The sequence below is a fragment of the Candidatus Gracilibacteria bacterium genome (assembly GCA_041658685.1).
Classification (GTDB): domain Bacteria; phylum Patescibacteriota; class Gracilibacteria; order UBA1369; family UBA12473; genus JBAZZS01.
Genome location: JBAZZS010000001.1, coordinates 1 through 26,349 on the forward strand (window position 1 = coordinate 1; position 26,349 = coordinate 26,349).

Annotated in this window: 21 protein-coding genes and 2 tRNA genes; 21 read left to right on the plus strand and 2 right to left on the minus strand. The window is 44.5% G+C overall.

The window, feature by feature from the left end; genetic code table 25:
* Positions 1–144: 144 nt before the first annotated feature.
* The gene (purN, locus tag WC882_00005; protein ID MFA5842054.1) at positions 145–753 is read right to left on the minus strand and encodes a phosphoribosylglycinamide formyltransferase; all 609 of its coding nucleotides are present in this window, start codon (positions 751–753) and stop codon (positions 145–147) included.
* Positions 754–1,624: 871 nt separating this feature from the next.
* Between purN and WC882_00010 the strand changes: the two genes are divergently transcribed.
* Both WC882_00010 and WC882_00015 read left to right on the plus strand, forming a co-directional pair.
* Positions 1,625–2,056, plus strand: coding sequence for a hypothetical protein (locus WC882_00010; GenBank protein ID MFA5842055.1), 432 nt, complete (start codon positions 1,625–1,627; stop codon positions 2,054–2,056).
* 46 nt (positions 2,057–2,102) lie between these two features.
* Entirely contained in the window at positions 2,103–2,432 is a 330-nt protein-coding gene (locus tag WC882_00015) for a hypothetical protein (protein MFA5842056.1), read from the plus strand.
* 12 nt (positions 2,433–2,444) lie between these two features.
* Here WC882_00015 and eno read toward each other — a convergent pair whose 3' ends face one another.
* Positions 2,445–3,740: a phosphopyruvate hydratase gene (eno, locus tag WC882_00020; protein MFA5842057.1), complete on the minus strand. Its 1,296-nt coding sequence runs from the start codon at positions 3,738–3,740 to the stop codon at positions 2,445–2,447.
* 159 nt (positions 3,741–3,899) lie between these two features.
* Between eno and WC882_00025 the strand changes: the two genes are divergently transcribed.
* From WC882_00025 to WC882_00115, 19 genes are all read left to right on the plus strand, one after another.
* Positions 3,900–4,559 (plus strand): MBL fold metallo-hydrolase, encoded by a 660-nt coding sequence (locus tag WC882_00025; protein MFA5842058.1) that lies wholly within the window; start codon positions 3,900–3,902, stop codon positions 4,557–4,559.
* Positions 4,560–4,664: 105 nt separating this feature from the next.
* Positions 4,665–4,739: transfer RNA gene (locus WC882_00030), tRNA-Arg, on the plus strand.
* 71 nt (positions 4,740–4,810) lie between these two features.
* A complete protein-coding gene (locus tag WC882_00035) occupies positions 4,811–5,716 on the plus strand; it encodes a DUF1189 family protein (protein MFA5842059.1) in 906 nt (301 codons plus the stop codon).
* Between the two features lie 103 nt (positions 5,717–5,819).
* Positions 5,820–6,134: a hypothetical protein gene (locus WC882_00040; GenBank protein MFA5842060.1), complete on the plus strand. Its 315-nt coding sequence runs from the start codon at positions 5,820–5,822 to the stop codon at positions 6,132–6,134.
* Positions 6,119–6,742 (plus strand): transcriptional repressor LexA, encoded by a 624-nt coding sequence (gene lexA, locus WC882_00045; protein ID MFA5842061.1) that lies wholly within the window; start codon positions 6,119–6,121, stop codon positions 6,740–6,742. The genes WC882_00040 and lexA overlap by 16 nt, the downstream gene beginning before the upstream one ends.
* Positions 6,743–7,105: 363 nt before the next feature.
* Positions 7,106–7,180, plus strand: a tRNA-Thr gene (locus WC882_00050).
* A 193-nt stretch (positions 7,181–7,373) separates the two neighbouring features.
* Positions 7,374–8,654 carry a DUF4256 domain-containing protein gene (locus WC882_00055; GenBank protein ID MFA5842062.1) on the plus strand — a complete coding sequence of 427 codons (1,281 nt, stop codon included), beginning with the start codon at positions 7,374–7,376 and terminating at the stop codon, positions 8,652–8,654.
* Between the two features lie 162 nt (positions 8,655–8,816).
* A complete protein-coding gene (locus WC882_00060; protein MFA5842063.1) occupies positions 8,817–9,860 on the plus strand; it encodes a mechanosensitive ion channel family protein in 1,044 nt (347 codons plus the stop codon).
* An 83-nt stretch (positions 9,861–9,943) separates the two neighbouring features.
* Complete coding sequence (locus tag WC882_00065) at positions 9,944–10,270, plus strand: hypothetical protein (protein ID MFA5842064.1); 327 nt, start codon at positions 9,944–9,946, stop codon at positions 10,268–10,270.
* A gap of 78 nt (positions 10,271–10,348) precedes the next feature.
* The gene (gene mutS / locus WC882_00070) at positions 10,349–12,934 is read left to right on the plus strand and encodes a DNA mismatch repair protein MutS (GenBank protein MFA5842065.1); all 2,586 of its coding nucleotides are present in this window, start codon (positions 10,349–10,351) and stop codon (positions 12,932–12,934) included.
* Between the two features lie 105 nt (positions 12,935–13,039).
* Positions 13,040–13,747: a 30S ribosomal protein S6 gene (gene rpsF / locus WC882_00075; protein MFA5842066.1), complete on the plus strand. Its 708-nt coding sequence runs from the start codon at positions 13,040–13,042 to the stop codon at positions 13,745–13,747.
* A 7-nt stretch (positions 13,748–13,754) separates the two neighbouring features.
* Positions 13,755–13,973 carry a 30S ribosomal protein S18 gene (rpsR, locus tag WC882_00080; protein MFA5842067.1) on the plus strand — a complete coding sequence of 73 codons (219 nt, stop codon included), beginning with the start codon at positions 13,755–13,757 and terminating at the stop codon, positions 13,971–13,973.
* A 20-nt stretch (positions 13,974–13,993) separates the two neighbouring features.
* The gene (locus WC882_00085; protein MFA5842068.1) at positions 13,994–14,668 is read left to right on the plus strand and encodes an HAD family phosphatase; all 675 of its coding nucleotides are present in this window, start codon (positions 13,994–13,996) and stop codon (positions 14,666–14,668) included.
* Between the two features lie 4 nt (positions 14,669–14,672).
* Positions 14,673–15,797: a glutamate 5-kinase gene (proB, locus tag WC882_00090; GenBank protein MFA5842069.1), complete on the plus strand. Its 1,125-nt coding sequence runs from the start codon at positions 14,673–14,675 to the stop codon at positions 15,795–15,797.
* Positions 15,798–15,922: 125 nt separating this feature from the next.
* On the plus strand, positions 15,923–16,438 hold the full coding sequence (locus tag WC882_00095) for a hypothetical protein (GenBank protein ID MFA5842070.1): 516 nt from the start codon (positions 15,923–15,925) through the stop codon (positions 16,436–16,438).
* 11 nt (positions 16,439–16,449) lie between these two features.
* Entirely contained in the window at positions 16,450–18,147 is a 1,698-nt protein-coding gene (locus WC882_00100; GenBank protein ID MFA5842071.1) for a hypothetical protein, read from the plus strand.
* Positions 18,148–18,162: 15 nt separating this feature from the next.
* Positions 18,163–19,731, plus strand: a complete 1,569-nt coding sequence (locus WC882_00105) for a hypothetical protein (protein MFA5842072.1) — start codon at positions 18,163–18,165, stop codon at positions 19,729–19,731.
* A gap of 113 nt (positions 19,732–19,844) precedes the next feature.
* Positions 19,845–22,259, plus strand: coding sequence for a hypothetical protein (locus tag WC882_00110; GenBank protein MFA5842073.1), 2,415 nt, complete (start codon positions 19,845–19,847; stop codon positions 22,257–22,259).
* A gap of 27 nt (positions 22,260–22,286) precedes the next feature.
* Positions 22,287–26,348 carry a hypothetical protein gene (locus tag WC882_00115; GenBank protein ID MFA5842074.1) on the plus strand — a complete coding sequence of 1,354 codons (4,062 nt, stop codon included), beginning with the start codon at positions 22,287–22,289 and terminating at the stop codon, positions 26,346–26,348.
* Position 26,349 lies beyond the last annotated feature (1 nt).

Consider the following 26,349-nt stretch of genomic DNA (forward strand, 5'->3'; position numbering starts at 1 on the left):
GCACTACAGCAGGAAGATTTCTCATGTTTTTTATTCATACACGAGAAAATGACACAAAAAAGAAACTTTTACAGATTTAAAAGAAAATATTCTTCAACCAAGTTTCGTTAACTATCCCGCCCGGGCACACTTTGTCTGATTTTTTTACTCTCCCACCACCACTTTCCCGTGTTGAATCCAACGAATCACTTCGGGGTACCATTTTTTCTCTAGGGTTTGAACCTTATCTTTTAAGGAGTCCGGGGTGTCATCCGGATCCACGGCCACCTCTTTTTGAACCACAATCGGCCCTTCGTCACACACTTCACTCACAAAGTGGATGGTCATACCCGTGACCTTATCTCCATTTTTGAGTACCTCTTCATGCACATTGAGGTCCATAGCTCCACCGCCGCCATATTTAGGAAGTAAGGCGGGGTGCACATTCAAGATGCGATTGCGGAAATGATCCACGAACGATTTGGTTAAGATGCGCATATAACCCACCAGCACAATTAGATCCACCTGATATTTCTCGAGAATTTCCTGCATGCGTTGGTCAAATTCTTCTCTCGTGCGTCCCTTGGTACGCACAAAAATCGCCTTAAACCCTTGTTCGCGTGCCCGCTGCAACGCATAACAGTCTTTTTTATTGGAGAGAACCACGGAAAGTTCGACTCCGGGCAGCTTGTCGGCCTTGAGTTCATCAATAATAGCCTGAAGGTCGGTGCCGCGAGTGGAGGCAAGGACTGCAATTCGAAAAGGTTTTTTCATAAAAAATAAGTTTAAATTGGATTTAAAAATGCCTTTTTTAAACAGAAAAAGCAAGAAAATAAAACCTGTTTGCAGGTTAAGTCTTTAAATTAGAAAATATCTATCTACTCAACGCCAGGATAATTATTTGACGTAGGCTTAACTCGCGAATACAATAACACGATACGCTGAAATAAAGACAAAAAGAAAAACAAAGTAAGTCAAAACAAAAACAAAACTTTCTCTCGCGTATCAAACCTTCCTAAAACGCATAGGAAAAAAAGTTCTTTCACATCACGCTTCAATCGCGTCTCGCCCCTCTTTCCCTCCATCCGTCTTTATATGACGACCGGAGGCGATAAAGCGGAGGCGGAGAACTCGGGACAACAGAATCTATTTTCAGGAAATGTCCCTATTTCTCCCTTTCCGCTTTGTGATGGGAGTCCCCTTGACCAGGGAACCCCGACACTTCAATAGCTTGGTGTTTCCGTCGATTTGACCCGTAAGGTGCTCAACACGGACGCACACTAAACAAGCGGCTATGGTCAGGCCTATATACTGAACCAAAGCACAGCGGAAATAAGGAAGGGTAGGATCACCTTCTCGCCACTCTCTTGGGAACCTCTGAGCAGTAATACAAAAACAAAAATAAACTGCTAATAGAAAGGGCCTCTTCGGGAGTGGCCTTTCTGTTATACGGGAAAATTATCGCACACGATTTCGTGTGTATTTTTTTTGCACATTTTTAATCTTTTATTCATGAAATTTTAATGAACCGTAGACGCCGCATAAAAACAAGAATTTAGACAAGTTGAAATGGCATAAAAATCCTTGACCCTGCACATTAAAAAACTTACGATTCAAGGCCCACGATTCATTTTTAGATTTTCAAATGAAAAGGAGAAACGCTACAACACCGGCAACAAAAAGCGACCTCAGAAGAATGGAGGGAGCGTTTAAAGGAGACCTCAATAGAATGGAGGGGGCGTTTAAAAGAGATCTCAATAAAATGGAAGGAAGTTTTAAAAAAGATCTTAAGAAAATGGAAGTGAGTTTTCAGAGGAGCCTTAAAAAGGGATTTAAAGAAAAATTAAAACCAATTTATAAAAAATTGGATGACCATGATAAACAGTTTGAGGTCGTTCATTTAAAGTTGGAATATCATGATGAACAATTCGTTAGGATTTTTAGAACATTGGATGAAATGATGGTGATTTTAAAACGGCTCGATGGAAATACCGCTCATTTGAATTATAAAGTTGAGCGCCATGAAGAAATGCTTTTAAGTCTCAATGCGAAAGTGGGACTGCCACACTTGGCCTAAAGTTTGCAACAGAATTAACTTTTCAGGAATTTTTTATTCAAAATGTATGCCAGCAATAAAGCAAAAATCAGTCTCGAGAAAAAATTCCGTAATAGAGAGTAAAATTGATTTAATTTTGGGGAAACTTGAGAAGCATGATCGAAAATTCGAGCGCATCCTTGAAGAATTCGCAGAGCACAAGAGGCTTATGAATACCTTCGTAATTAAAGAGGAATTTTACGAATTTAAAGATGAGGTTTATACGAAATTAGATGGGGTAATGGCCATTTTGGAACGATGGGATCAAGAAAGAGTCTGCACAAACCACGCCATTGATCGACATGAAACCATGCTCGTCAGCCTCAATACGAAAGTGGGTTTGCCACACTTGGCTTAGCACGTAAAGGATTTATTTCATCTGATAAAACGCCTTTTTCCCAATGTAAAAAGCGTCTTTTCCCAGTTCTTCTTCAATGCGCAAAAGTTGATTGTACTTGGCGATGCGTTCGGTGCGACACAGAGAGCCGGTTTTGATTTGGCCGGTTTCCAGGGCCACCACCAAGTCCGCAATCGTGGTGTCTTCGGTTTCCCCGGAGCGATGCGAAACCACGGCGGTCCAATTGGAGGCGTGCGCCAGTAAAATCGCATTCATGGTTTCACTCAACGTTCCAATCTGATTGAGTTTGATGAGAATGGAGTTGGCGGTGCTTTCATTGATCCCGCGTTGCAGTTTTTTAACATTGGTAACTAAAAGATCGTCTCCTACAATTTGAATTTTTTTCCCCAAACGAGAAGTGAGAGATTGCCATGCCTTCCAGTCGTTTTGATCGAGCCCATCTTCAAGGGTCAGAATCGGATATTTTTTCACCCAACCTTCATAAAAATCCACCATTTGTGCCGAAGAAAGCACCTCGGGTTTACCATTCACCTTAATATGATAGCCATCTTTTCCATGAAATTCGGATGCCGCGGCATCTACTCCGAGATAAATGTCTTTCCCGGGTTTATATCCCGCTTTTTCAATGGCTTTTAAAATATAGTCAAACGCGGCTTCATTGTGCGGCAAATTAGGGGCAAAACCTCCTTCATCCCCAACCGCTGTTCCCAATTCTTCATCGTGGAGAATTTTTTTAAGAGAGTGAAACGTCTCAGCTCCCATGCGAAGCGCCTCTGCAAACGTAGGGGCACTCACCGGCAAAATCATAAATTCCTGGATATCGAGCCCGCTGTCCGCGTGTTTTCCTCCATTCATGATGTTCATCATCGGCACAGGCAAAACATGCGCTTTTGCATTCCAATATTTAAATAGACTGACGTCTTTTTCATCCGCTGCCGCACGCGCATTGGCCATCGAAATTCCAAGAATTGCATTAGCCCCAAGTCGACCTTTATTTTCCGTCCCATCGAGTTCAATCATTTTGGAATCGAGCGCGTTTTGATCCATTGTATCCATGCCTTTTACCGCAGTATTGAGCTCTTTATTTACGTTTTTGACCGCGTTCAAAACTCCTTTTCCAAGATAGCGTTTGGGGTCGTTGTCGCGGAGCTCTACCGCTTCGTGTTCACCGGTGGAAGCGCCGCTGGGCACCATGGCGCGGCCGTGATAGGTTCTCCCGTTTTTTTCAGCAAAAAGCTCGACTTCGATGGTTGGATTTCCGCGGGAATCAAGAATTTCACGGGCAAGCACGCGTTGAATAATGGCCATATCGGGGGAGGATAAAAAATAGGAGAGAAGATGGGAAAAATAAATTTTTCTTCCTGATCAGTATAACATAAATAGACTCGTTTTTGCATTCTTAAAATTTGCGCCAGCGGTTTGATGTGCTAGAATAAGCCGGCTTATTTAAGATTATAAAAAACTCCTATGGAAATCATTTGGCACGGTCAATCTTGTTTCACCATCAAAGGTTCTTCCGCCACATTAGTGACGGATCCCTACAGCGCAGCAAACGGTTTAACTCCACCTAAATTCAAGGCGGATATCGTAACCGTGAGTCATGCGCATGAAAATCATAACAATGTGGCCGGAGTCGAAGGAGAAAACGTGAAGGTTTTCGATTGGCCCGGAGAATATGAGTCCAAAGAAGTCATGATCACATGTCTTGAGATCTCTCGTTTTTTAAAGCCCGAAGAGAAAACAGACCTCAAACGTTCGCAACTTTTAGTCACGCATATAGAAATGGATGGCATTAAAATTTGTCATTTGGGAGGGTTGGAAAAGCGCTTGACCGGAGAAATGATCGAAGCCATCGGGGATGTGGATGTTTTGCTTCTTCCCGTGGGCGGAGGGGATATGATTGGAGCCAAGACCGCGCACGAAGTGATTGAGCAAGTGGAACCGAGAATTGTGATCCCAATGCACTATAAAATCGACGGATTGAAAGAAGCGATCGAACCGTTGGATGTTTTTATCAAGGAAATGGGAATTCATGTGGAGCCCACCGAAAAATGGGGGATCAAAAATCGCAAAGAAATGCCGGAAGAAACTACGGGCTATGTGATCTTGATGCCGCAATTGGGCTAATAGGCACGGAGCGAAGCGAAGTGCCGCATTTTGAATTTTTCCCCGTATTTTTTTTGAATTTCAGTTTTTCCTAAGAGATCTTTTGCCGTAGAATATATAAAGATTGCTCTCGTAGTTCAATGGATAGAACAAGGCACTCCTAAGGCTTAGATGCAGGTCCGATTCCTGCCGAGGGCACCAGAAAAAATGCGAAGCATTTTTTCTCTTCATTTTCTAGCATTTTGTATTTTTTTATCCTTTATTTCCTCACTATGCCTCTCAAAAAATCCCCCAAGCCGGTTGCGCCCCAAAAGGTGGAAAAAACCAAAAAAGTTGGCTTTTTAAAAGCCATTCCAGCCTCGATTTATTCCCCTAAGTTTTACGCCACAATCCCTCAGCGTTCATTTTGGAAAGCGTTCAGGTATTTTTTAGGAGTTTTAACGTTGATCCTATTTATTTTATTGGCCGTGGGTGGAGTTTTCGTGATGAAATATAAAAATGAAGCCATTGCAAAATTTCGAAGCATTCCGGAAAATTATCCTCAAGATTTGGTGCTCACCATGCAAGGAGGGAAATTTTCCACCAATGCCCCCGAGCCGTTTTTCGTTCCGATCCCGGAATCATGGGGGGACTTAAGTGTCGCGGGGACGGATATGAAAAATTTAATTGTGATCGATACAAAAACGCCTTTTGACATTCCTACAATGGAAAAATACGCAACCTTTATTTGGATGGGAGAAACCAGCGTTTTCGTGAAAAGCGAACAAGAGGTAAAAATTTATGACCTTTCAACCATGCCTGACGGGCAAGTGACGAAAGAGATGATCGGCGTGATGTGGTTGTCTCTTGAAAACACATTGAAGCCTTTCGTTATCGTCGCTGCGATTGGAGGAGTGATCGGCTATTATCTTGCCATGATTGCCTTGGAAATGATTTATCTTCTTTTCTTTGCATTATTGGCGGTGATTTTAGCGGCGATTTTAGGAACGAAATTGACGTATGGAGATTGCTACAAAATGGGTTTTCATATTTTAACCGTGAGTTTCCTCCTTTCCTTTGTGATTCGATTGACGCAAACGTGGACTCATTTCAGCGGGTTTATATTGCTTCCGACCCTTGTGATGTTATTGATGTTGGGAGCGAATTTATGGGAAGCCAAGAGACAAAAATTGCTTTAAAACATTTTAAAAAAGATGCGTCAACGGGAAAGCATTGACGGTGAGTGTTTGCTCACCTAATATAGGTGAGGATAAGCTCACTTCTATCTTTAACTCTCTCGTTATGAAAACTTTTTTCATCCTGTATTGGGGCACTTTGCTCATGGGATATTTAACCTATCGTTCTTATACCCATTATTATCGTCGTTCGATTTTACGACGGATTTATGCCGAGCGACACAAGAGTCGATTGAAAGCACTCAATGGAAGGAATCAAATGACGCTTTTTTCTTGATTTAAATTTTATTTTAGCGCTGTCATGGTGAGTACGCACAGAGCGAAGCGAAGTGCGCTCCCCCCGCATTCCATCCCCCTCGAACCATACAGCGCTTTTCTTCCTTTTTATCCTTTAAAATTTCATTTATGGACAATGCCCTAACAGAAAAACAAGCTCAACTTTTGGCTTTTATTGAGCAATATCAATGGGAGCATGGATCGTCTCCAACCTTGAGGGAGATGAGGGAAAAATTCGGAGTGAGCTCGGACAACAGTATTTTAAAACACCTAACCGCCTTAAAAGAAAAAGGGAAAATTCAAAAAGACGATACTCCACGCGGGATTAAGCTTTTGGATAAAATTCGAGGACAATTGGATGCTGCGGCAAATATTGTAAATGTCCCGTTGCTGGGCGCGATCCCGGCCGGAGGACCGGTGATGGCGGAACAAAACATTTTGGGCACTTTTGAAATGGGAAAGGGCTTGATGAATGTGGGGGATGGCTATTTTTTATTAAAAGTGACGGGAAACAGCATGATCAATGCCGGAATTCATGAAGGGGATATGGTGCTGGTGGCTCCAAGACAAGAGCCAAGGAATGACGACATCGTGGTGGCCTTGGTGGACGGAGAAAATACAGTAAAACGTTATAAAAAAGCCAAAGGAGGACAATTTTATCTCCATCCCGAAAATCCGGATTATGAGGATATTTATCCGGAACAAACCCTGGAGATCCAGGGCGTGGTGACCGGGCTGGTGAGAAATTATTAAGACACTTTTTTTCTATTTGAAAAAAAAGGACGAGAACCGTAGAATAACGGGGCTTTAAGACACGGAGCGCAGCGGAGTGTCTGCATCCCGAATTTTCTTCCCAACAAAATTCCGGATTTTCACTTTTACAAGAATAAAGACTTGAAATAAACAGCAACTTAAAAGGAAGACAAATGGTTTCCTAGAATGAATTTTCCCCAACTGAGCGACTTACGGGTCTCGTGGGCTAAGGTAAGCATAGTTTAAATTGTTCTTTTAAAAAATAAGGTGAGGTGAAGAAAAGTTACGCGAAACTTTTCGAGCCGAACATCAGCTGGGAGAGGGTTCCCGCAAGGGAGAACCTTAGGTGCTCCCTTGCGATTTGCCGGGGTAGCTCAGTGGTAGAGCGACGCACTCGTAACGCGTAGGTCGTGGGTTCAATTCCCATTCCCGGCTCCAGGAAAAAATAAAATGGCTTATTTGAGCCAAAAAATAAGGCAAAAGTTGTGCCCGGGCACAACTTTACGGCATTGCACGCGCATTTTTTTCTGAAATAAAACAACAATAAGACAATAGAACCTTAAGGCGATAAGTGTGATTTTTTGCTATACTATTATGATTTTAAATGCCCGAGCCGAATCTAAAATAAATTATGCAAAATTTAGAAATAATTGAAGCCAAAGACGAAAAAATTCTGGCAGGATTAGAAGCTGGGCGGCAAGACATACCTGTAGTAGAAACGGTAGGTAGAGTTGCAGGCAAAGTCCTTCAACTTCTTTGGGGATCGACCGTAAGTTGCGAAAGGCCCATGAGCCTATTGGAACAAGGCATAAGCGATGCAAGATATCGCGATGTTTTTTCAGGATCGGATATTCCAGAGGAGAAAGTCAGTGATTGTTTAAATGATATAACTCCACTTTATAACCAAGCCATTCGTACGTTTAAGGAAGAATTAAGACAGGCAGAAAAAGATGGGCAAATAAAGCCTGAACGATTGTCATATTTAAAAAAAGTCAATGCAAGACTTAAAGAAATTAATACTAAATTGGTCGAATTAGCAGATAAAACAAAAATATTTCGTCAGGGACTTTTTAATTCACCGTCAAGGGGGGCTCGATCAGCGCCACCGCCACTGCCGTCGCCAGCTCCGCCATCAATTGTTGAAAAGCCCATGCCAACAGTACCACCGCTTGCAGAGCCTTTATCTCCATCTTATTTGCGATCTCTCTCGAAGGCAGATCAGGGAAAATGGGTCGATGGTGCGGCAGAGTGGCTTGAAAGCTATGTGTATGAAGATCTTAAGCATGCTTATCCTGAAGGAAAACCATTTAAAAGATTGGCTGATGCATTGAGAAATCGTTTTAAGGAACACCCCATAGAAGAATATCAATCATTGATGGATAGTCTTGAAAAACGTTTCCAGGAAGACTCGGAAGATCATGAAGAAATGGAATGGGATGATGTTAAAAAAGCACTTGTTGCGGATCCGGAAGCACTGTGGAGTTTGCAACAGATGGAAGAAGAGAGTTACCAGCCTGATGTATATATGGAAGATGATGATTTTTATTACTTTGGGTCACGGAACATCTCTCATATTAATGTTACATATGACAGATTAGGAGAACAATGTTCTAAGGAAAAAGAGGGGGGATATACTTCTGGTAATGCCGTAGATTTTGCAACAATTATGGGGGTAGAGCTCTTGACTGAAGAGCAAGGGAAAAAATGGGCATTGGCTTTCAAAAAATATAAAAAAAGAAACCCTCATTTTCTCCGCCGAATCTTTTTAAAATCAGAGAATCCGACTGGATGGGGTATTAAAGTCGTATACTATGATGATGTTAATGGTGACTCAGCTTGTAATACATTTCGTCATTGCAAGGAAGGCACAGCACTTGCTTTTTCATTAAAGGTGAAGAAGGTTAAATCTTAATCTACGGTAGAGAAAGGGTTGGTTTCTTTATTTGGTAAAATATAAAATACTTATTAAGACAATAGAACCTTAAGGCGCTAAGCCTGATTTTTTGCTATACTATTATGATTTTAAATGCCCAAGCCGAACCTAAATCAAAAACAAACCTAAAAAACAACAATCATGGCAGGTGCCTTTGATTCCACCACCACCGAAACCGTTTCCAGCTCCGGAGGCGGAGTTGATGCCTCGGAAATCACCGGAGTCATCTTGAGTAAATTTTTCGAAATGGTACAAGCCGTACTCATTGTACTTGCGGCTTATTTTGCGATGAAATGGGTTAAGCGATATTTTTCAAGGATTGAAACCACGCATCTGGAGCAACGAACCGCGCTCAATTTTGTAGACCGCGTGTTGTCCGGATTCATCCTGGTGATTGGCGTGACGCTCGCACTCAAAACCGTGGGCCTCGACATCAGTCTTCTCGTCAGCGTCGGGGTGCTCGGCCTCAGTTACGGACTTAAAGATGTGATTAAAAATTACGTGGCCGGGATTTTGATTTTTTTCAAAGCGCCTTTCAAGATTGGCGATGTGGTGAAAATAAAAAAATACACCGGGAAAGTGGAGCGCATGGATTTTCAATCCACCGGAATTCGAACATTCGATCAGCGCGACATTACGATTTACAACTCGGACATCATGAGTCAGTCCATTGAAAATTATTCACGAACCGAAATTCGACGAATCGAATTGGAGGTGAAAGTGGGGTATGGAACCGATTTGAACGTCGCGATTCAAATTTTGGAAGCGATTTTGAAGAGTGAATCTCTTGTGCGTGAAAAACCAAAACATTCGATTATATTTAAAAAATTCACTGAAGGCGGATTGATACTGCAACTCAAATTTTGGGTGCCGCGAACCGCTAATATTCTTGGAATTCGTACCTTAATCGGGTTCAAGATGAACCAGATGTTTGATGAAGAAACCGTTTACTCGCCTTATACCAAAGGGATTGAAACCGAGGGTGAACTGTCTCATGTGGTGGGCGTTGGAAAATCCAAACTTAAAACTTATTTGGCGGAATTGGAAGCCGCGGCCGGGAAAGTGGCGAAAGTGATTTTGCCCGAAGGTGTGGCGGCCGGATCTCCGGAAGCCGCAGCCTTGGCCGCCGTGCCGGAAGTGGCGGATGCGGATGAACCGTATGAGGTGGAAGCGGAATTTATGTAGCAGGAATTTACGGACAGCTTGCGTAGCAGCCCCATCGTCTAAAAAAGAGAGACAGTGGGGTTTTTTTTAGCTAAAATAATCCCATGGAATCTCTCGTTAAAATTGTTGTGTACGTTCCAGGTTCATATGCGGATGCGATTCGCGAAGCCTTGGCAAAGGCCGGGGCCGGGCATATTGGGAATTATGATTGTTGCTCGTTTTCCGTGAAGGGAATTGGGCGATTTCGGGGACTGGAAGGCACGAATCCGTTCATTGGAACTCCGGGGAAATTAGAGGAAGTTGAAGAAGAACGTATTGAAACCGTGTGTCGCAAAAAAGACCTCAAAAAAATCTTAACTGCGGTGAAAAAAGTACATCCGTATGAAGAACCGGCGATCGATGTTTTTGCGCTTTGCGAACCTGGGGTTTAACGCTACAATAAGGCCACTATGGAGCCTTTACCGCTTTTTTCGCTAGCCTCGGAAACACCTAATAAGGTGACCCCGATGATGCGTCAATATCTCGAGATCAAGCACCAATACCCGGACTGCATCTTGTTTTTTCGACTCGGTGATTTTTATGAAATGTTTGAAGAAGATGCCAAACGCGGGGCTAAAATTCTCGGAATTGCCCTGACTCACCGCAATCAGACTCCGATGTGTGGCATTCCGTTTCACGCCGTAGAAAATTATCTGGCCAAACTCACGGAACACGGGGAAAAAGTGGCGATTTGCGAGCAACTCAGTGACCCGTCGCTCCCCGGAATCGTGAAACGAGAGGTGATTCGGGTAGTCACGCCTGGCACGACTTTTAGTGAAAATTTACTCAAAACCAAAGAGAATAATTTTACCATCGCTCTGTTTCCCAAGCGCGACTATTTTGGCTTGGCGAGCATCGATGTCACGACCGGAACTTTTTTGGTGACCGAGCTCCACGGCTATGACGAGCTCGCCGGAGAATTGCATCGTTTGAATCCTAAAGAGTGCATCTTGCCTCAAGAACTTGCGGAAGAAAATTTAAAAACCTTGTTGGAGGCTTTTTCAGGATTGCATGTGTATCCCTATCCGGCGCTTCCTACCGCTTATGAAACACTGACTCAACATTTTGGAGTGCAAAGTCTCGAGGCTTTTGGCATTGAAAAATGGCCGTTCGCGATTCAGGCCGCAGGCATGTTGCTTCGCTACTTAAAGGAAACTCAAAAAACCACATTGAGCCATTTGAAGCGGCTCAAACCTTATGCGCTTCAAGATTACATGATGCTCGACGAGGCGACTTTACGAAATCTTGAACTCACCCAAAACGCTCATGATGGCCAAAAAGAGGGCTCGTTGCTCGAAGTTTTGGATGGGACTTCCACAGCTATGGGCGGACGCTTGCTCAAGTCGTGGATTTTACGCCCACTCACGAATCGTGAAAAAATCGAAGAACGCCTCGAAGCGGTCTCTTGGTTTTATGAAAATTCATCGTTGCGCGATTCGCTTCAACAGGAGATTGGAAAAGTTCTCGATTTGGAACGCGTATTGAGCCGACTCACACTCGATCGAGGCACGCCGCGAGATTTGATTGCGCTTAAATTATCGTTGTTGCAAATTCCGGCACTTAAAACGTTAATTCACAAGGCCCAACCGGTTCTTTTGCGAAAAATCGAAGAAAAATTACAGCCCCTTCCCGATCTCATTGCTCTCATCGAAAGCGCCATCCTCGACGACCCACCTCTCGGGCTCAAAGATGGAGGATTCATCAAGCCCGGATTCAACCCTGAATTGGATGAATTGCGCTCCTTATCGCACGAAGGCAAAAATTTCATTCAAAATTTGCAAAAACGGGAGATCGAACGCACCGGGATTTCTTCCTTAAAAGTGCGGTACAACCGCGTGTTTGGGTATTACATTGAGATCAGCAATGGGAAATTGAGTCAGGTGCCTGCGGATTACATTCGCAAACAGACCTTGGTGAATGCCGAGCGTTTCATCACTCCGGAGCTCAAAGCGTATGAGGAAAAAGTGCTGAGCGCTGAGGAAAAGAGCAAAGCCCTCGAGTATGAATTATTCAAAAATGTGCACCTCCAAATCATGGAACAACTCGGATGGATTCAGCAAAACGCCGAAGCCATCGCCGAACTCGACGTGCTCCTCAATTTAGCCGAAGTCGCGCAACGCAATCGCTACGTGTGCCCGATTTTCACTCAAGACAACACGTTTGAGATTCGCGAAGGTCGCCACCCGGTGATTGAAGCGCGAAGTGCGGCGAACGATTTTGTCCCCAATGATACGATTTTTAATGATTCGGATCAGCAAATCATCTTGCTCACCGGCCCAAATATGAGTGGAAAGTCGACGCTTCTTCGCCAGGTGGCGCTCATCACGCTCATGGCGCAAATCGGCGGGTATGTGCCGGCCAAAATCGCACGACTCGGACTCACGGATCGTATTTTTACTCGAGTGGGTGCGAGCGACAATCTCCTTCGCGGGCAGAGCACGTTCATGGTGGAAATGCAGGAAGCGGCGCATATTTTGAACAACGCGACGGCTCAAAGTTTGATCATTTTGGATGAAGTGGGACGAGGGACCAGCACGTACGATGGGGTGAGCATTGCATGGGCGATTCTCGAGTATTTGCACGACCGTATCGGCGCCAAAACCTTGTTTGCAACGCATTATCACGAGCTGATCGCGGTGGCTGAACGCCTCCCTCGCGCCAAGAATTTTTGTGTGGCCGTAGAGGAAACCGAGGCACGCGGCGTGGTTTTCCTTCACAAAATCCGAGAAGGCGGCATTGATAAAAGTTACGGCATCGAAGTCGCCAAATTGGCGGGCTTGCCCAACGAAGTGGTGCAAAAAGCCGAGCTCATTTTGCAAGATCTTGAGGAAGGAGTGCTCGAAAAAGGCATTCGCGACCAGATGAAAACCGTGCCCGGCATTGATCAAGGAAAACTTTTCGATTCTGCACCCGAAAAAAGCGCGCTCATCACACGAGAACAGGGCCGTCTCACTCATCCCGCGCTCGAACGTTTAAAAGCCCTGGACATCAACCGCCTGACCCCGCTTGAGGCGTTGCAGGCACTGGAGACGTTGAAAAAGGAAGGGGAGAAGTAGGTAAAACCCCTTGCGTTCAAGGTTCCCCTCTGGTATCTTCCCTCTGCTTTTACTTTTCTGCTTGCGGAAAATCCGTAAGCTATCTATCCATAGAAAAGACTCTATATGACCAAGAATCCTTCTGCGCACAAGGACGAAGAACTCCTTGAAGCGGATCGCCTAAAATACGAAGTCATGGCGATCATCGACCCCGATGTCGGGAGTGTCGATTACAAAAAAGACTTCGACGCATTAAAAAGCCTGATCGAGAATCATGGCGGCTCTATTTGGAATGAAGAAGAATGGGGCAAGAGAGAATTGGCTTATCTCATCAAGAAAAAGACCCACGGTTTTTACGTGGTCGTGGATTTTGATGCAGCCCCGTCCCAAGTCCCGGAAATGATTCGTCAGCTCAAGATTACGCCTTTTATCGTGCGGTCTTTGTTGGTGAAATTGCCGGATGAATACGTGCCTCAACATTATGATTTGGATGAAGCATTACAGGAAAAGAAACCTGTAGAAAAAGGAGAGAAGAAAGAAGAACCCAAGGCCAAACCGAAACCAGTGAAAAAAGTTGAGCCTAAGGTTGAAAAAGAAGAACCCAAATCCAAACCGAAACCCGAGCCCAAAGAAGTTGAACCTGAAGAAGTTGAAGAAGAAAAGCCAATCAAAGCCAAAGAAGTTAAAAAAGAAGAACCTGCAGAAGAAGAAGCGCCCAAACCCAAGAAAAAAGTGAAACTCGATGACCTCGAAATCAACAATTCCGAAAAACTCAGCAAACTCGACAAACGGCTCGAAGAATTGTTGAGTGGCAAAGATGACCTTAACCTATAAATTTACTATGGCACACAAAAAAAATCGCAAACAATTCGGCAATTTCTGTCTTCCCGAGACGCACTACATTGATTACAAAAACGTCCCGCTGATGAAGAAATACCTTTCCATTCATTGCAGGATCAAGCCTCGCTATTACACCAAAGTTCCGATGGTGCTTCAAAAGCGATTGGCAAAAGCAATCAAGAATGCGCGTTATATGGCATTGGTTCCTTTCACGAAATAATTTTGCTTTAACATTCTCTTGTGATTCCTTTGGATTCGTCGATTCCGGAGATCTTAAAATGCAAAGGCGTTTTATGTGATCTGGATGGGCTTTTAGCAGACACGGAGACCGTGCACTGGGAAGCGTATCGAACGGTTTTGGCGCCTTATGGCATTGATGTCACGCGCCAACTGTTCATCGATTCGTGGCTTTCCGGAATCCATTATGGAACGGTTTATCATTTGAATCGAATGGGGGTGACAGACCCCGCAGTGCTTAAAGAAGTGCGAAAAAAGAAAGAGGATCTTTACATTCAACTGGCTGAAAAAGCGGGGCTCAAATTCATGCCGCGAGCTGAGGAGTTTTTAAAAGTTGTGAAAGAACACGGGATCCCGTGTGGCATTGGCACCGGAGGATATCATCACGAATATGAACATACGATCAAGGCCTGTGGATTGGAAAAGTATATTCAGGTGGCATTGGGCGGGGATGAAGTGGCGCACAACAAACCCGCGCCCGATTTATTTTTGGAAGTGGCAAAAAAACTTGGAGTGGCTCCCGCGGATTGTGTGGTGTTTGAAAATTCAAGTATCGGCCTTCATGCCGCGGAAAAAGGAAATATCCCATGCATCATTGTGCCCAGCGAATGGACCGTGTCACAAGATTTCACCGGGGCGTTGAGAGTTTTGAAGAGTTTAACGGAGGTGCTAAAGTAGATGTATGCGCTTTGTTGTTAAAATCGGTTCCAACCTGCTGACTCGCCCGGACAACTCCTTGAACACGGAGTTTATTTCGCAAATGACCGCGCAAATCGCTGAACTTCACAAAAAAGGGCACGAGCCCATCATCGTCACCTCCGGAGCCGTGGCCGCAGGCCGCAAAAGCATCACGTTTAAAAAAGAATCCAAAACCATTCCCTACCGCCAAGCCCTTGCTGCCGTGGGGCAAACCTTTCTTCTCGAAACGTATCAAGATAATTTCGCCAAATATGGGATTGTGATCGGCCAGGTTCTTCTCACGCTCGATGATCTCAAGCAACACGACCATTTTTTAAGCACGTACAACACCCTCGATCTTTTGCTTAAAATGCGCGTGATTCCGATTCTCAATGAAAATGATGTCACCACGTTCAATGAAAATAAATTCGGAAATAACGACAAACTCTCGGGCCATATCGCCAGTCTTCTGACCGCCGAAACTTTAATCATGCTCACTGATGTGGACGGACTTTACGATGCGGATCCTCGGTCAAACCCGGAGGCAAAACTCATCCAAACCGTGGATCATATCACTGCAAAACTCAAAGCTGCGGCCAAAGGGAGCGGAACCTCAAAAGGCATCGGAGGGATGTTGGAAAAATTAAAAGCCGCGGAATACGCCAACGCCTCCGGGGTTAAAGTGTGGATCGCACGCGGAGGGGTTCCCAATGTTTTAGTAGACCTGATTGAAGGGAAAAAACACCATGGAACGCTTTTTACCACCAAAGCATCTCCCCGAGAGGCACGTCGTCGTTGGTTTCAGCTCAATCTCAAGCAAAGTGCGGCGCTTCATGTGGATGAAGGCGCGGTCGCAGCGCTCACAACCAAAGGGAAAAGCCTTCTTCCCGCCGGAATCCGGTTTGTGGAAGGTCATTTTAAGCGTGGAGACATTGTTTCCATGTTAGATCCAACAGGTAAAAAAATTGGTTTTGGGAAGATCAATTATGACAGCAGTGCGGTGGAAACACTCAAAGGCGCTCAAACGGATAAAATCGAACGATTGCTCGGCTACACGTTGGGCGATGAAATCATTGGTCGAGACAACATGGTGATTTGTTTGGGAAACGTTGAGAAAAATCCGGAATAGTGATGCAAAAATCGCGGTTTATTTTGTGACAAGGCCTTTGGCTTGCTAAAACGGGGTAAATTTGGTAAAATAATTAGATTAAAAAACAAAAAAATCACACAAATAAAATTTAAACAAAAATAAACGTGGAAAAAATTCCTGTGGAAGCCGTCGAGGTTTCCTCAAAAGAAAGCCAAAAACACGTCCTGCTCAATTGGGAGGCGCCCGAATACATCAAGCACCCCAAGGGTCAATTATGGTTTATGATCGCAGGGGCTTTGATCGTACTTTTGGTTTTGTACGCCATTTGGACCAACTCTTGGACCATGGCCGTGGCTTTTATCGTGTTTGCCGGCGTTTACAGCATCACCCACCACAAAGAGCCCGGGAATATTCGGATTGAAGTGGATGGTTTTGGCATCACTGTGGCGGGTCGAAGAATCCCTTACAACCGGATCAAAACGTTTTGGATCATCTCCAGACCGCCGGTCGTCAATGTGTTGAAACTGCTTTTAACTGAAAAATTTATGGGGGAAATGTCCATCCAATTGGGCGACCAAGATCCGGGCGAAGTTCGCACCATCCTCATTCGTCATATTCCCGAATACGAGGGGCGAGGGGAGTCTTTTGTCGATTTTATTATTCGTTCGTTTAAGTTGTAACGCTTTTTAAGATGAATTTGTTTAAATCTCAATTCGAAATCGTAAAACCGCAACGCTTGGTGTGGAGGCTGGAAAATCCTTCAAATCAAGTTGCGGAAACCTCTTCGAGACCGGAGATCACAACTCGGGAACAACAAGAAAAACAAATAAAATATTGGGAAAAACAGCTCAGTCCTCAAGGCAAAGAATTATGGAGCCCCATCAGGGCAGATTTTGTGAAACGCCAAAAAGATTTCATAAAAGACGCAAAAGAAACATTGTTCAATCGAAGTGAGGTGACCACAGGAGGAGAGGCCACCGTGTTCGGGGATTTTGCCAATATGTTTATTTATCGTATCAATCAATCCGCGCTTTCTTGTTTGAAAGAAATTTCAACAATGGATCGGGATTTTGAAACCGGAAAAAAAGACACACAAGATCCTCAGGAATTGAGAAACCTAAAAGAGCAATACGAGCGTAAGGTTGCGGGATTACATCTGAAAATTCAAAATGAATTGAATGACACGGTGAATCAATTTTCAAGCACAACCGAGGGGTTTGGAAAAGGAGTGATCGATACGGGGTCGGAGCTCTCACGATTGAAGCAAAATATGAATGTTTTAAAAGACAAAGGCCTGTCCGCGCTCATCGTAAAATTAACGGAAGGCAGGGATTTAAGAGATCAAGATTATGAAATGATTTTGGGTGGCTTGACCGAGCTCATGGGGGAAAGAAGCATCGATACCACACGGTTGGATCGAACCATAGATTCGGTGCAAGCGATCGAAGTCGCCGGGAAAACCGCGATTCTCAATCTTATGACTCCGGCTCAAAGATTTAAACTTGGAAAACGTTTGGTTGAAAAGGCGAATCAAAACGATACGTTTTCAAAAGAACAAGCCCATAAAGGCCTCCTTACTTTAAGTGCCATGGGGTTTTTGGATATCGGTCAGGTTGAATCTCTTTTGGAAACATTGGGCTTTCCCATGAAAGACGAAGAAAAAAAAGAAATTCATAACGCGCGCAAAATAATGATAAATGTTCGTAAAAAAATGGAGCATTATATGAAAAAAGGAGGCGGCGGAAATTGGATTAAAAAACATCTCACCGCTTCCAACGGGATAATTTATGAAATAATCGGACGGATCGGGTTTATTGGAGCCGGGTTCTCTCTTGCTTTGCATGCGTCGCATCCCGAGCGATGGCCCGCTATTATGGCGGATCCCGTTTGGATGGGATGTGTGGCGATCAGTGCCGGAGCCATTGACCATATGAGTGGGGGCATTGGACAAGGAGCTGTGACGAAAAATATTCTTAAAATCGGAGAAGAAAAACCAAAAGAAACGGATGAAACACGAAGGGGGAAATTTTTGAAAAAACTGGATCAATTAAAAGGAGATTTTAAGGGGATTTTCAAGTTTATGGAACGACCGGAATTTTTATCGAAAGCGAACAGACTCGCCGCTCAATATGAAGCGGCAAATAAAGGCGCTCGTTACGTTTTTTCGTCAAAAGATTTTGTCGGTTCGGACGGAAAGTTACCCCTTGAGTTAAAAACGGGATTGGATGGATGTTCTCCTCATGAAACCGAGCAAATAATTGCGGAAGCCTTTGGAATCATGCGTTACGATCTCAGTGCCGCGGATGCCGGGGAAATGGAGAGAGTTTTAGCCGGCAGCCGGGAACGTCGCGGACTTGATCCCTCTTCCACTTCTTCTTCCTCTACCTAATTTTATTTTCACCCCATGTCTCCCTCTTTTACCCTTTCAGAAGCCAATCGCACGATGAGTCGCCTCATCATGATTGACTATACCTCGGGCCGCATCACAAGCGAAGAAGCTTTGGGATATCTGTATTTATTAAAACAAGAAGGGGGGTTGTTTTTGGTCACAATCGCGGGTCAAAAAACGTATCTTTCATTGGAAGACATGGAAGCTTTAAAAGAGCGCGGAATAAAAGATGAAATCAACGTCATTTTGGATCGATCTTACGCTTTTGCCGGGACCACCACGGAAAATCAAAAAGAACATTCGATCTCATTCAAGAGCCTTAAATCCTATTACAAACCGATTGAAATGACCGACGAAGACGGCCACACGTTTGTCGGGACTTCGGCCACGCGCTTGGAGCAAAAATGGCTTCCTTTATTAAGAGAAGAGATGAGAAATCCGAGCAAAAAAGAAGAAAAAACGGAAGAGAAAGAAGAAAAACCGGAAGCTAAAACTGAAAAAAAAGAAGAACCCAAAACCGAGAAAGAAAAAATTCTGGATTGTATTGATCGCGATCTTGAAGACGGACTTCTCACCGAAGAAGACGCCGAAATTTATCGTAAAAAAGCCGAAAGCGGCGAATTGATGCTTGTGGAAATGGGAGGAGAGAAACAAGATTATTATCTCCCGGTGGACAAAGCTCAAACGCTTTTGGGGAATTCCGCGAGTGCGAGTCTCGGGCTTCAAGTGGCGCAAACAACGCACCACTCACGAAGCGATAGCGAAGTGAGCTCCTCCTTCCGCATTTCTTCTGCGACTGCGGTGGGGATAAGCACGGCCGAAAACCAAGAAACAGAACTTGAAGGACAAGGGGAAAAATTAACCATTCCGTTGGTGGCTGCCGATGCCGTGGATGAACAAGCGAAAAAAGATAAGAAAAAGAAAGAAGAAGAAAAAGAAGGAGGAGAAAAAGGAGAAAAAACGGCGACTGAAAATAATGAAAAACCGTTGATCCCAAACGAAAGTCAGCCGATTGTACCGGAAATAATCCCGACCGTCGGACAGAAATCAACGACCGAAAAAGGATTACCCGTTGAAACGCAAACCGAGGACATCCCGGCTCACCTCCTCGCCAAAGGCTCGAAAGATTCGAGTGAAAGGGTTTCAAGCAAAAGGGTCTCAAGTGAAAAAGCAACGCTCCCTTCAGAAAGAATGAGTCAATCTTCGATGCCGGTGAGTCCCATGGGGAAAACCGGAGGGAATATTACTTTAACAATCCCTCGCGAAACTCAACCCGATCAAACCCCCAATCGTTGGAGTCCGGAACAAGAACAACGCAAACAATTGGATCAAAAAAGGGAACAAGCGGAAGACGTTTTAACGGAACAAAAGAAACGACAACAGGCCATGCGTTATCAACAAGCCAAACCCGCGACTCAGCAAAAAAATCCCATGTCCAAATTCGTCAAAATCGGATTTGGCGGCACAGCGGCGGTCGGGGCGGGAGGAGTCGGAACACTGCTTTTAAACCAGATGAGCAATCCAAGCGAATCGGTCGCCTTTGCGGGACACATGCTTCATTCCATCTTTTTATCTTTGGCCTAATTCCAATGAAATTTTTTCACTCGCTTAAAAAATCATTAAAAAAAATCGGAACTCCGTGGAGGGCGGGCCTTATGTTGAGTCTCTTGTTTATTACGTTTTTCGCCTTTCCGAAAATGGGATTTGCCGTCGATGATGCCGAGGCCTCAACCAACACCATGAGCAACATCGCTCAATCCGTTGCATCCCTCACCACCATGGGATTTAATTTTTTGAGTTTTCTTTTATACCCGCTCATGTTGTTGATTTCGCAACTCATGGATCCCGATATTTTGATCGGGCCGGATATGGAAGCAAAATTGCTTGAAATTTGGGTGCAAATTCGAAATTGGATCAATATGTTCTTTGTGTTGGCTTTGGTGGTGATTGCTTTATACAATGTTTTGGGGATTGCGGGGGACGGGAGTAATTATGCTCTCAAAGCCATTCTCCCCAAAATTGTGATCGGACTCATTGCCGTGAATTTTTCGTTTTTGGCCGGGAAAGTTTTGATCGATGCCACCAATGTTTTAACCAATGCGGTGTATGCATTGCCCACGGATTTAAAAGAATGGGACGATCAAGTAAAAGGGGTAAATGAGCGATTGTGTTCGAAAATCGTAGGATGGGAGGAGCCCAATTCCGAGGGGTACTCAGCCCCGAAGACCAATTCCCTGAAAATAGACGATGGGAAAATTTTATCCTATATCTTTTGCAAACCCGGGGAAGGAACCGGAGCCGAAGGGGACACGGACATAGAATTTTATACGGGAAAATTCAATGAATTCGGAGACAGCTTTTTTAATGTTTTTGGCGCACACAATGTGGACTTGGTCTTGATGGTGAACATGGGACAAGTGATGGACATTAACATCGCACAGCTTTCGGGGAAAACCGCGGTGGATCAATTTGCGGCTTTAAGCATGCAAACGTTATTTGGAATTCTTTTGTTTTTATTGTTTGGATTTGCCTTTGTGGCCGTGGTGGTGGTTATGGCGGCCCGGTTGGTGATTTTATGGATTTGTTTGGCCTTATCTCCTTTTGTGGTGCTTTTGTTTGTTTTCCCGGATTTGGCCAACTTGGGAGGAGGAGGAGAATTGAATTTAAAAACCACTTTTTTTAAACATCTGTTCGCTCCGGTTATGATGGGGGTTGTTTTCTCCGTTGGATTTGTCATGTTGGCAACGCTTCAAGGCAGTCAGCCCGGAGGATGGTTGGGAAAAATCGGAGAAATCACATTCGAAGATTTGGGGGACGCCGATGCGATGGAAGGATACGTGAGTGGGACTTTTGGACGAGACATCAGTGATTTTCAAGATCTTTTGGTCGCGATTTGCGCGGTGGTCATCATTTGGGTGGGGGTGTTTGCCGCAGCCAGCCAAACCATTGCAAGCAGTTGGACCCAGGCCATTAAAGGTGCGGGAGAAAGCGTTGGAAAATTCTTGGCCGAATCTCCCTTGTATGCCACTGTGATCCCGGTCCCGGGTGGGAAAAAAGATGCTAAAGGGAACGCACTGGAAACAGTGAGTTTGGGAGGCGCCTTATTTGGAAGCATTGGTAAGCTTAAAGGGCTTGGGGCCAAGCGTGATCAAATAAACAAAGATGATGCGAGAAAAATATGGGGAGCAGGTACTCCGATTCAGGATTATGCAGATCAGGTGGAGAGTAGAGTAAAGAAAGGCTCTAAAGCTGACATTCATGCGGAATTAAAAGGTTTGGCCGCCAAGAAAGGGTCGGATGGGGTTGAGAATTGGGTGGAAATGTTAGGGGATTCGAATGTGCAAAAAACTTTGGAGTTGGAAAAAATATTATCTGCAGATGACTACGCTAAGTTAGATAAAGCTATCGAGGGGAAAGATACTAACGCTTTGGTAAGATTGTTAAAAACAAATCCAAAGATAGAAAAAGCCATTTTTGGAGAGGGAGGGTTTAATTCTGGCGACTGGGATAAAAAAGAAGTGACCAACGAAGACCTTGGAAAATCCGCGGACTCAACCGAACCGGTTAAACCCACCGAAGAAGAGAAAGCGGAGACTCAAAAGAAAAAAGAGGAAGGAACGAAAAAATTGAAGGCCGGGAAAGAGGCGATAATGGCAGCCACTACCGCGGCCGCAGCCGCTACCACTGTGGGGCAATTGGATAGTACACAAAAAGGAGCAGTCCAAGCGGCTTTATCTCAGGAGGAGTTAGATGCTCCTTCCTCGGAGATCATAAATGAAATGTTTACAGTCCATAGCCCTGAAGAGGCTTCTCAAGTTAAAGAGGCGGGGAAAATATGCAAAGAAAAAAACGCAAAAATAGAAGATCCGATATTCAATAACGTCAAAATCAATAAAGACGGCACAATCGATGGAGCCAGCTTTGTTGAGGCTGTAAATACCGCTTTCCAGGCTCAACCGAAAGCAGGCGAAGCAGGAAAAACATCGACAGCCCCCACAACGACAGCAGTTCCCGGCGGCCCCATGAAAGAATCGTCCGACACAGCAGGGACCCCTCCCCCTGAGCCTCAGCCCGAAGAGACCCCTCCCCCTGAGCCTCCGAAAAAACAATAATCCAAAAATTCCCTTTACATCCGTTTTATGATTTTCCTTCTCTTAAATTCTCAATTACGGGATCCCGCCCTGAATGGACGGGTCGTGTTTTTTGCCGGAGGGACGCCTCCATCCTCCTCTGCCAAGCCGGATGTGGATGCGGAGGCTGCGGCTAAAAAAGGCGAATCCTTGGATCGAGAACAACGCACGGCCCTGGAAGCAAAAATCGATGGCCGTCAGGCAAGCGGAGACATCAATGAAGATGTTCGAGATTTGGCGCGAGAAGCCCTCGATTCCGACGATAAATCCAAGAAAAAATTGGCGCAAATGTTGGCTGAGAAAAAGATTGAAGGTGGAATTTTTGAAATGGCCTACGACTGCCTGGACGACGGCAATCGCGTGGAAAAAGCATTGGCTAAAAGATTGATGGCCAAGGAGGTGACTCCCGCGGCATTTGAAAGCGCCTTAGCCGAATCGAGCAGTGGCGATACGTACAGCAAGGGGCTTGCTCGACAATTGGCCTATCGTGGGATCGATGGCGACACCTATGAACAAGCATTGGAGTTGCTCGATTCCGATGACCAAGCGGTAAAGTGGGCCGCTCAACGGCTTGCAAAGGCCCAAATGAATTCCACTCAATTTAAAGAGGAAGTGGGGCCGGCAAAAACCTCGGCCGCTTCTTCTTCCGAAACCGGAAGCAAAAAGAAAACTCCGGAACAAAAGAAACCCGAGAACGAAGTGGCCAAAAAACGCCGTGAAATTCATGACCGTATCATGGAACTTTTAGTGGGCGTGGACGTGATGATGGAACAATTGCCGGAGCAAGAACGCACAAGACCGATTTTAAAACTTCAAAAGAATTTGGTTCAAATCAATAATCGTGATCGCAACAATCGGGACGGATTGACCGCTTATCTTCGCAAATTGAATGAAGACACACAATTAAAACAAGACGATCTTGAAATGATTCAAGGCTTTACCATTACTAAAAAAGAGAATTTTGTTGATAAAAAAGAGGATTTTGAAAATTTTGAAACCGCATTGGAAGCGCTTCCATTGACCCCCGGTCAAATCGCCAACATTATGCGATTGAAACGGGAAGAATGGCAAATCGAGCAGGATTTTATTCAACAATCAAAAACCGCCGGAGAGGTGATCAAATCCGCGGTTCATATCATCGATTATGAGACCTTGAAACATCGGATGCTCGAAGAATCCTCTAAAATGTGCGGCATCAATTTGAAAGCCGGCACACAAATTCAATACACAACCATTGATCCCGCTCACAACAACATTGGCACGCGCACCATCAAAAAAGTCGAGGTTCAAGATGCGGCCATTGTGGATGGCATCAACGGAGATAGCATCGGGAAACAACCGGTAACTTTAATTATTTATTTGGACAACGGCGAGCGCTACACGCTCGGGCGATTTATGAAATGGGTGGATGCCGCAGACATCAATGAGGTGGTCAAAGATCAGGCCGAATTGGAGAAAAATTTGGGCCTCCCTCAAGTGGGAATGCGTTTGCAGGCCGGACAAACTCTTGATTACACAAAAAATCGTTCTCGCGATGATGAAGGAAATATTATTCCCACGCGCGACACGGTCAAAATTCAATCCATCGATGATGAAAAAGTGATTTTGGATAAAGCGGTTGTAACATTAACTCCGGACCAAGAACCCAGTGCTCGTTTGACAGCCCCGCGCATCGCCCGCGAGCTCAGCTTGGGCGAATTCGCCAAATGGGCGCATCGCAACGACGCGATCCCGGAAATCAAAGACATCAAAACCCTTCAAGAGCATTTGCGCAATCACACCGCTAATTTAAATCAAGAGTGGGAACGCGAAGCCAAAGATTGGCCCCCGATTCGAGCGGAAGCGGGAGAGGTTTTGCAATTCGGAGACAGCGATTCCAAGCAATTTCAAATAAAAAAAGCAGAGGACGATGGCATCACGTTCAAAGACGGAACGCGCATGACCTTGCCTCAATTTTTGGGATGGGTGAGACAAAATAAAGTGGAACGTGCCAACGCTCAAGACGCCGCCAATCGTGAAATCAACGCCGCCGCGAACGTGGGGGAAGTTTTGAAAGAAGCGGAAAAAGATGGCATTTTGCAAAAATTCTTAAACAGCATCAAGAGTCGGGAAACACCGGAGAAAGAAGAGGCACATGGAGGGGGCGCTCATGGAGGAGAACACGGCGCTCATGGCGGGAATCATGGCCATCATGGAAAAAGCTTTTTCGAAAAAATGAGTCCTTTTACGCCTCCGGAAAACAATTACGGGCCTTTAAAAAAGTTATTTTACCAACACACGTTCCTTTCCATGAAAGATCTTATCCATCTCGGGAAGGAGCTCATTGAGTTCATCAAACGCAAACATGAACGCAAAAGTAAACGACGCTTTGGTTACGTGGGCCAGATGCTCCCCAGTTTCTTGGGGGATGAATTCAAACGCATCTATCAGGGCGCGGAAAATGAAGAAGTGCAAAAATATCAAGAATCTTATAAACAGTTGGGTATTTGGGAGTTGTCTGAAAAATTGCACACCACCGATACTGCGGATGTGGCAAAAGCTTGTTTTCTTGTGTTGGGTGAAAAAGGAGAACTCCGTTGGGATGACATGAAAATGTGGGCCACCTTGAATCGTTTAACATCAAGCACTCCCGGAGTGGATGGAGAAAAATTAAATATTGAATTGACCGAAGAACTCCAAAACGATCCTACAAGTCCGGGGCATCAAATCTCAGGACAAGACAAAGTGAAATATTCGGTGGATGCTTTGTGGGGAGATGGAACATGGGCGGAATGGTTTGCTCACAATCACAGCGCTTTCGAAAGCGGGAAAAGTAAATTTGAAAACAAAGCCAAACAATTGGAAGTCAACCCGAAAGGATTGAAAGAAGGAGGTTTGGACGGGGAATTGAAGCGTTTATTAAGGGAATGGAAAGAAGGGAAATACGTTAGCCCTCATGAATATGAAGAAATGATCGATTGGTCCATCAAAGCCGGAAAACTTACCGCGGAAGATAAATTATTCTTCATCATGGAAGGACTCACTGCCAAATGTCCAAGCGGCCCCATGCAAGGGATGACTCTTTTGGAAATGGATCGTATCGGAGAAATTGAAGGAAAATATTTGAATTCCTTTCCGTTGTTGGATTTCTTTACAAGTCCTTTTGAGAAACCGTTTCATCCACGGTATTTAAAAGGAGAAATCACATTGGAAGAAACAAAGAAAGTTTATAATGTTGAAGATTTGCAGGCATTCATTGATATGCACTTTAAAGATGAGTCCAATGACAACAAGGCCGGAAAAAACTTTTCCAAATTTTTATGGGAATACATGATTGTGGATCCACGTTTCCGTCAACGTTTATCCAAAGGAATTGCTCGTTCTCAAAACATGGATCACGATGATGCGCATCTCTATATGCCGGCTTCAACCTTGGAACAAGTGGAAACGTTCACCGGAGCTTTCACCGGAACTCAAAAATATTTTACAGATGAAGGATACAAAAACGGATACCCGGGATACAATCAATACATCATCAGTCTCAGTAATCGTCAGGAGGAATTGCAGGAACGCTTACTTAAAGGAGGCGCGGAAGAATTGGATGGAAACGCAAAGAAGGCTATTGAGGAAACGAAGAATCAAATGTTGGAAGCGGTTCGTTCTTATTATTTATTTGATGCCGTTTTATCAGGGAGAAGAGATAAAACAAAAGAAGGAAAAGCGAGATTGGGTAAATTTACATATGATGAAGGAGCTGTCGTGGATCGTCAGGTTAAAATTAAAGAACATAAAGAGCAATTGGATAATTTGGTGAAAGCGGTTTGTGACGCGTACCACATCGATTGGAAAGAAAAGGGATTGTATGAAGAGCTTGAATATTCGGATATTAGAGGACAAGAGGCTCAAAAAGCGCGGATGCAAGTATTTTTGGAAAAAGAATTGCCGGATGCAATTGAAAGAGATGGGATTCAAAAAATGTTTGATATTGTATCGGAACGAAAAAAACGAGCAATCAGCGATTCAAGCGACCCCAATGCCCTAAGGGGAATCACGTCCTCCAACCGATTAATTCAAGACAAGAAAGCGGCCTAAT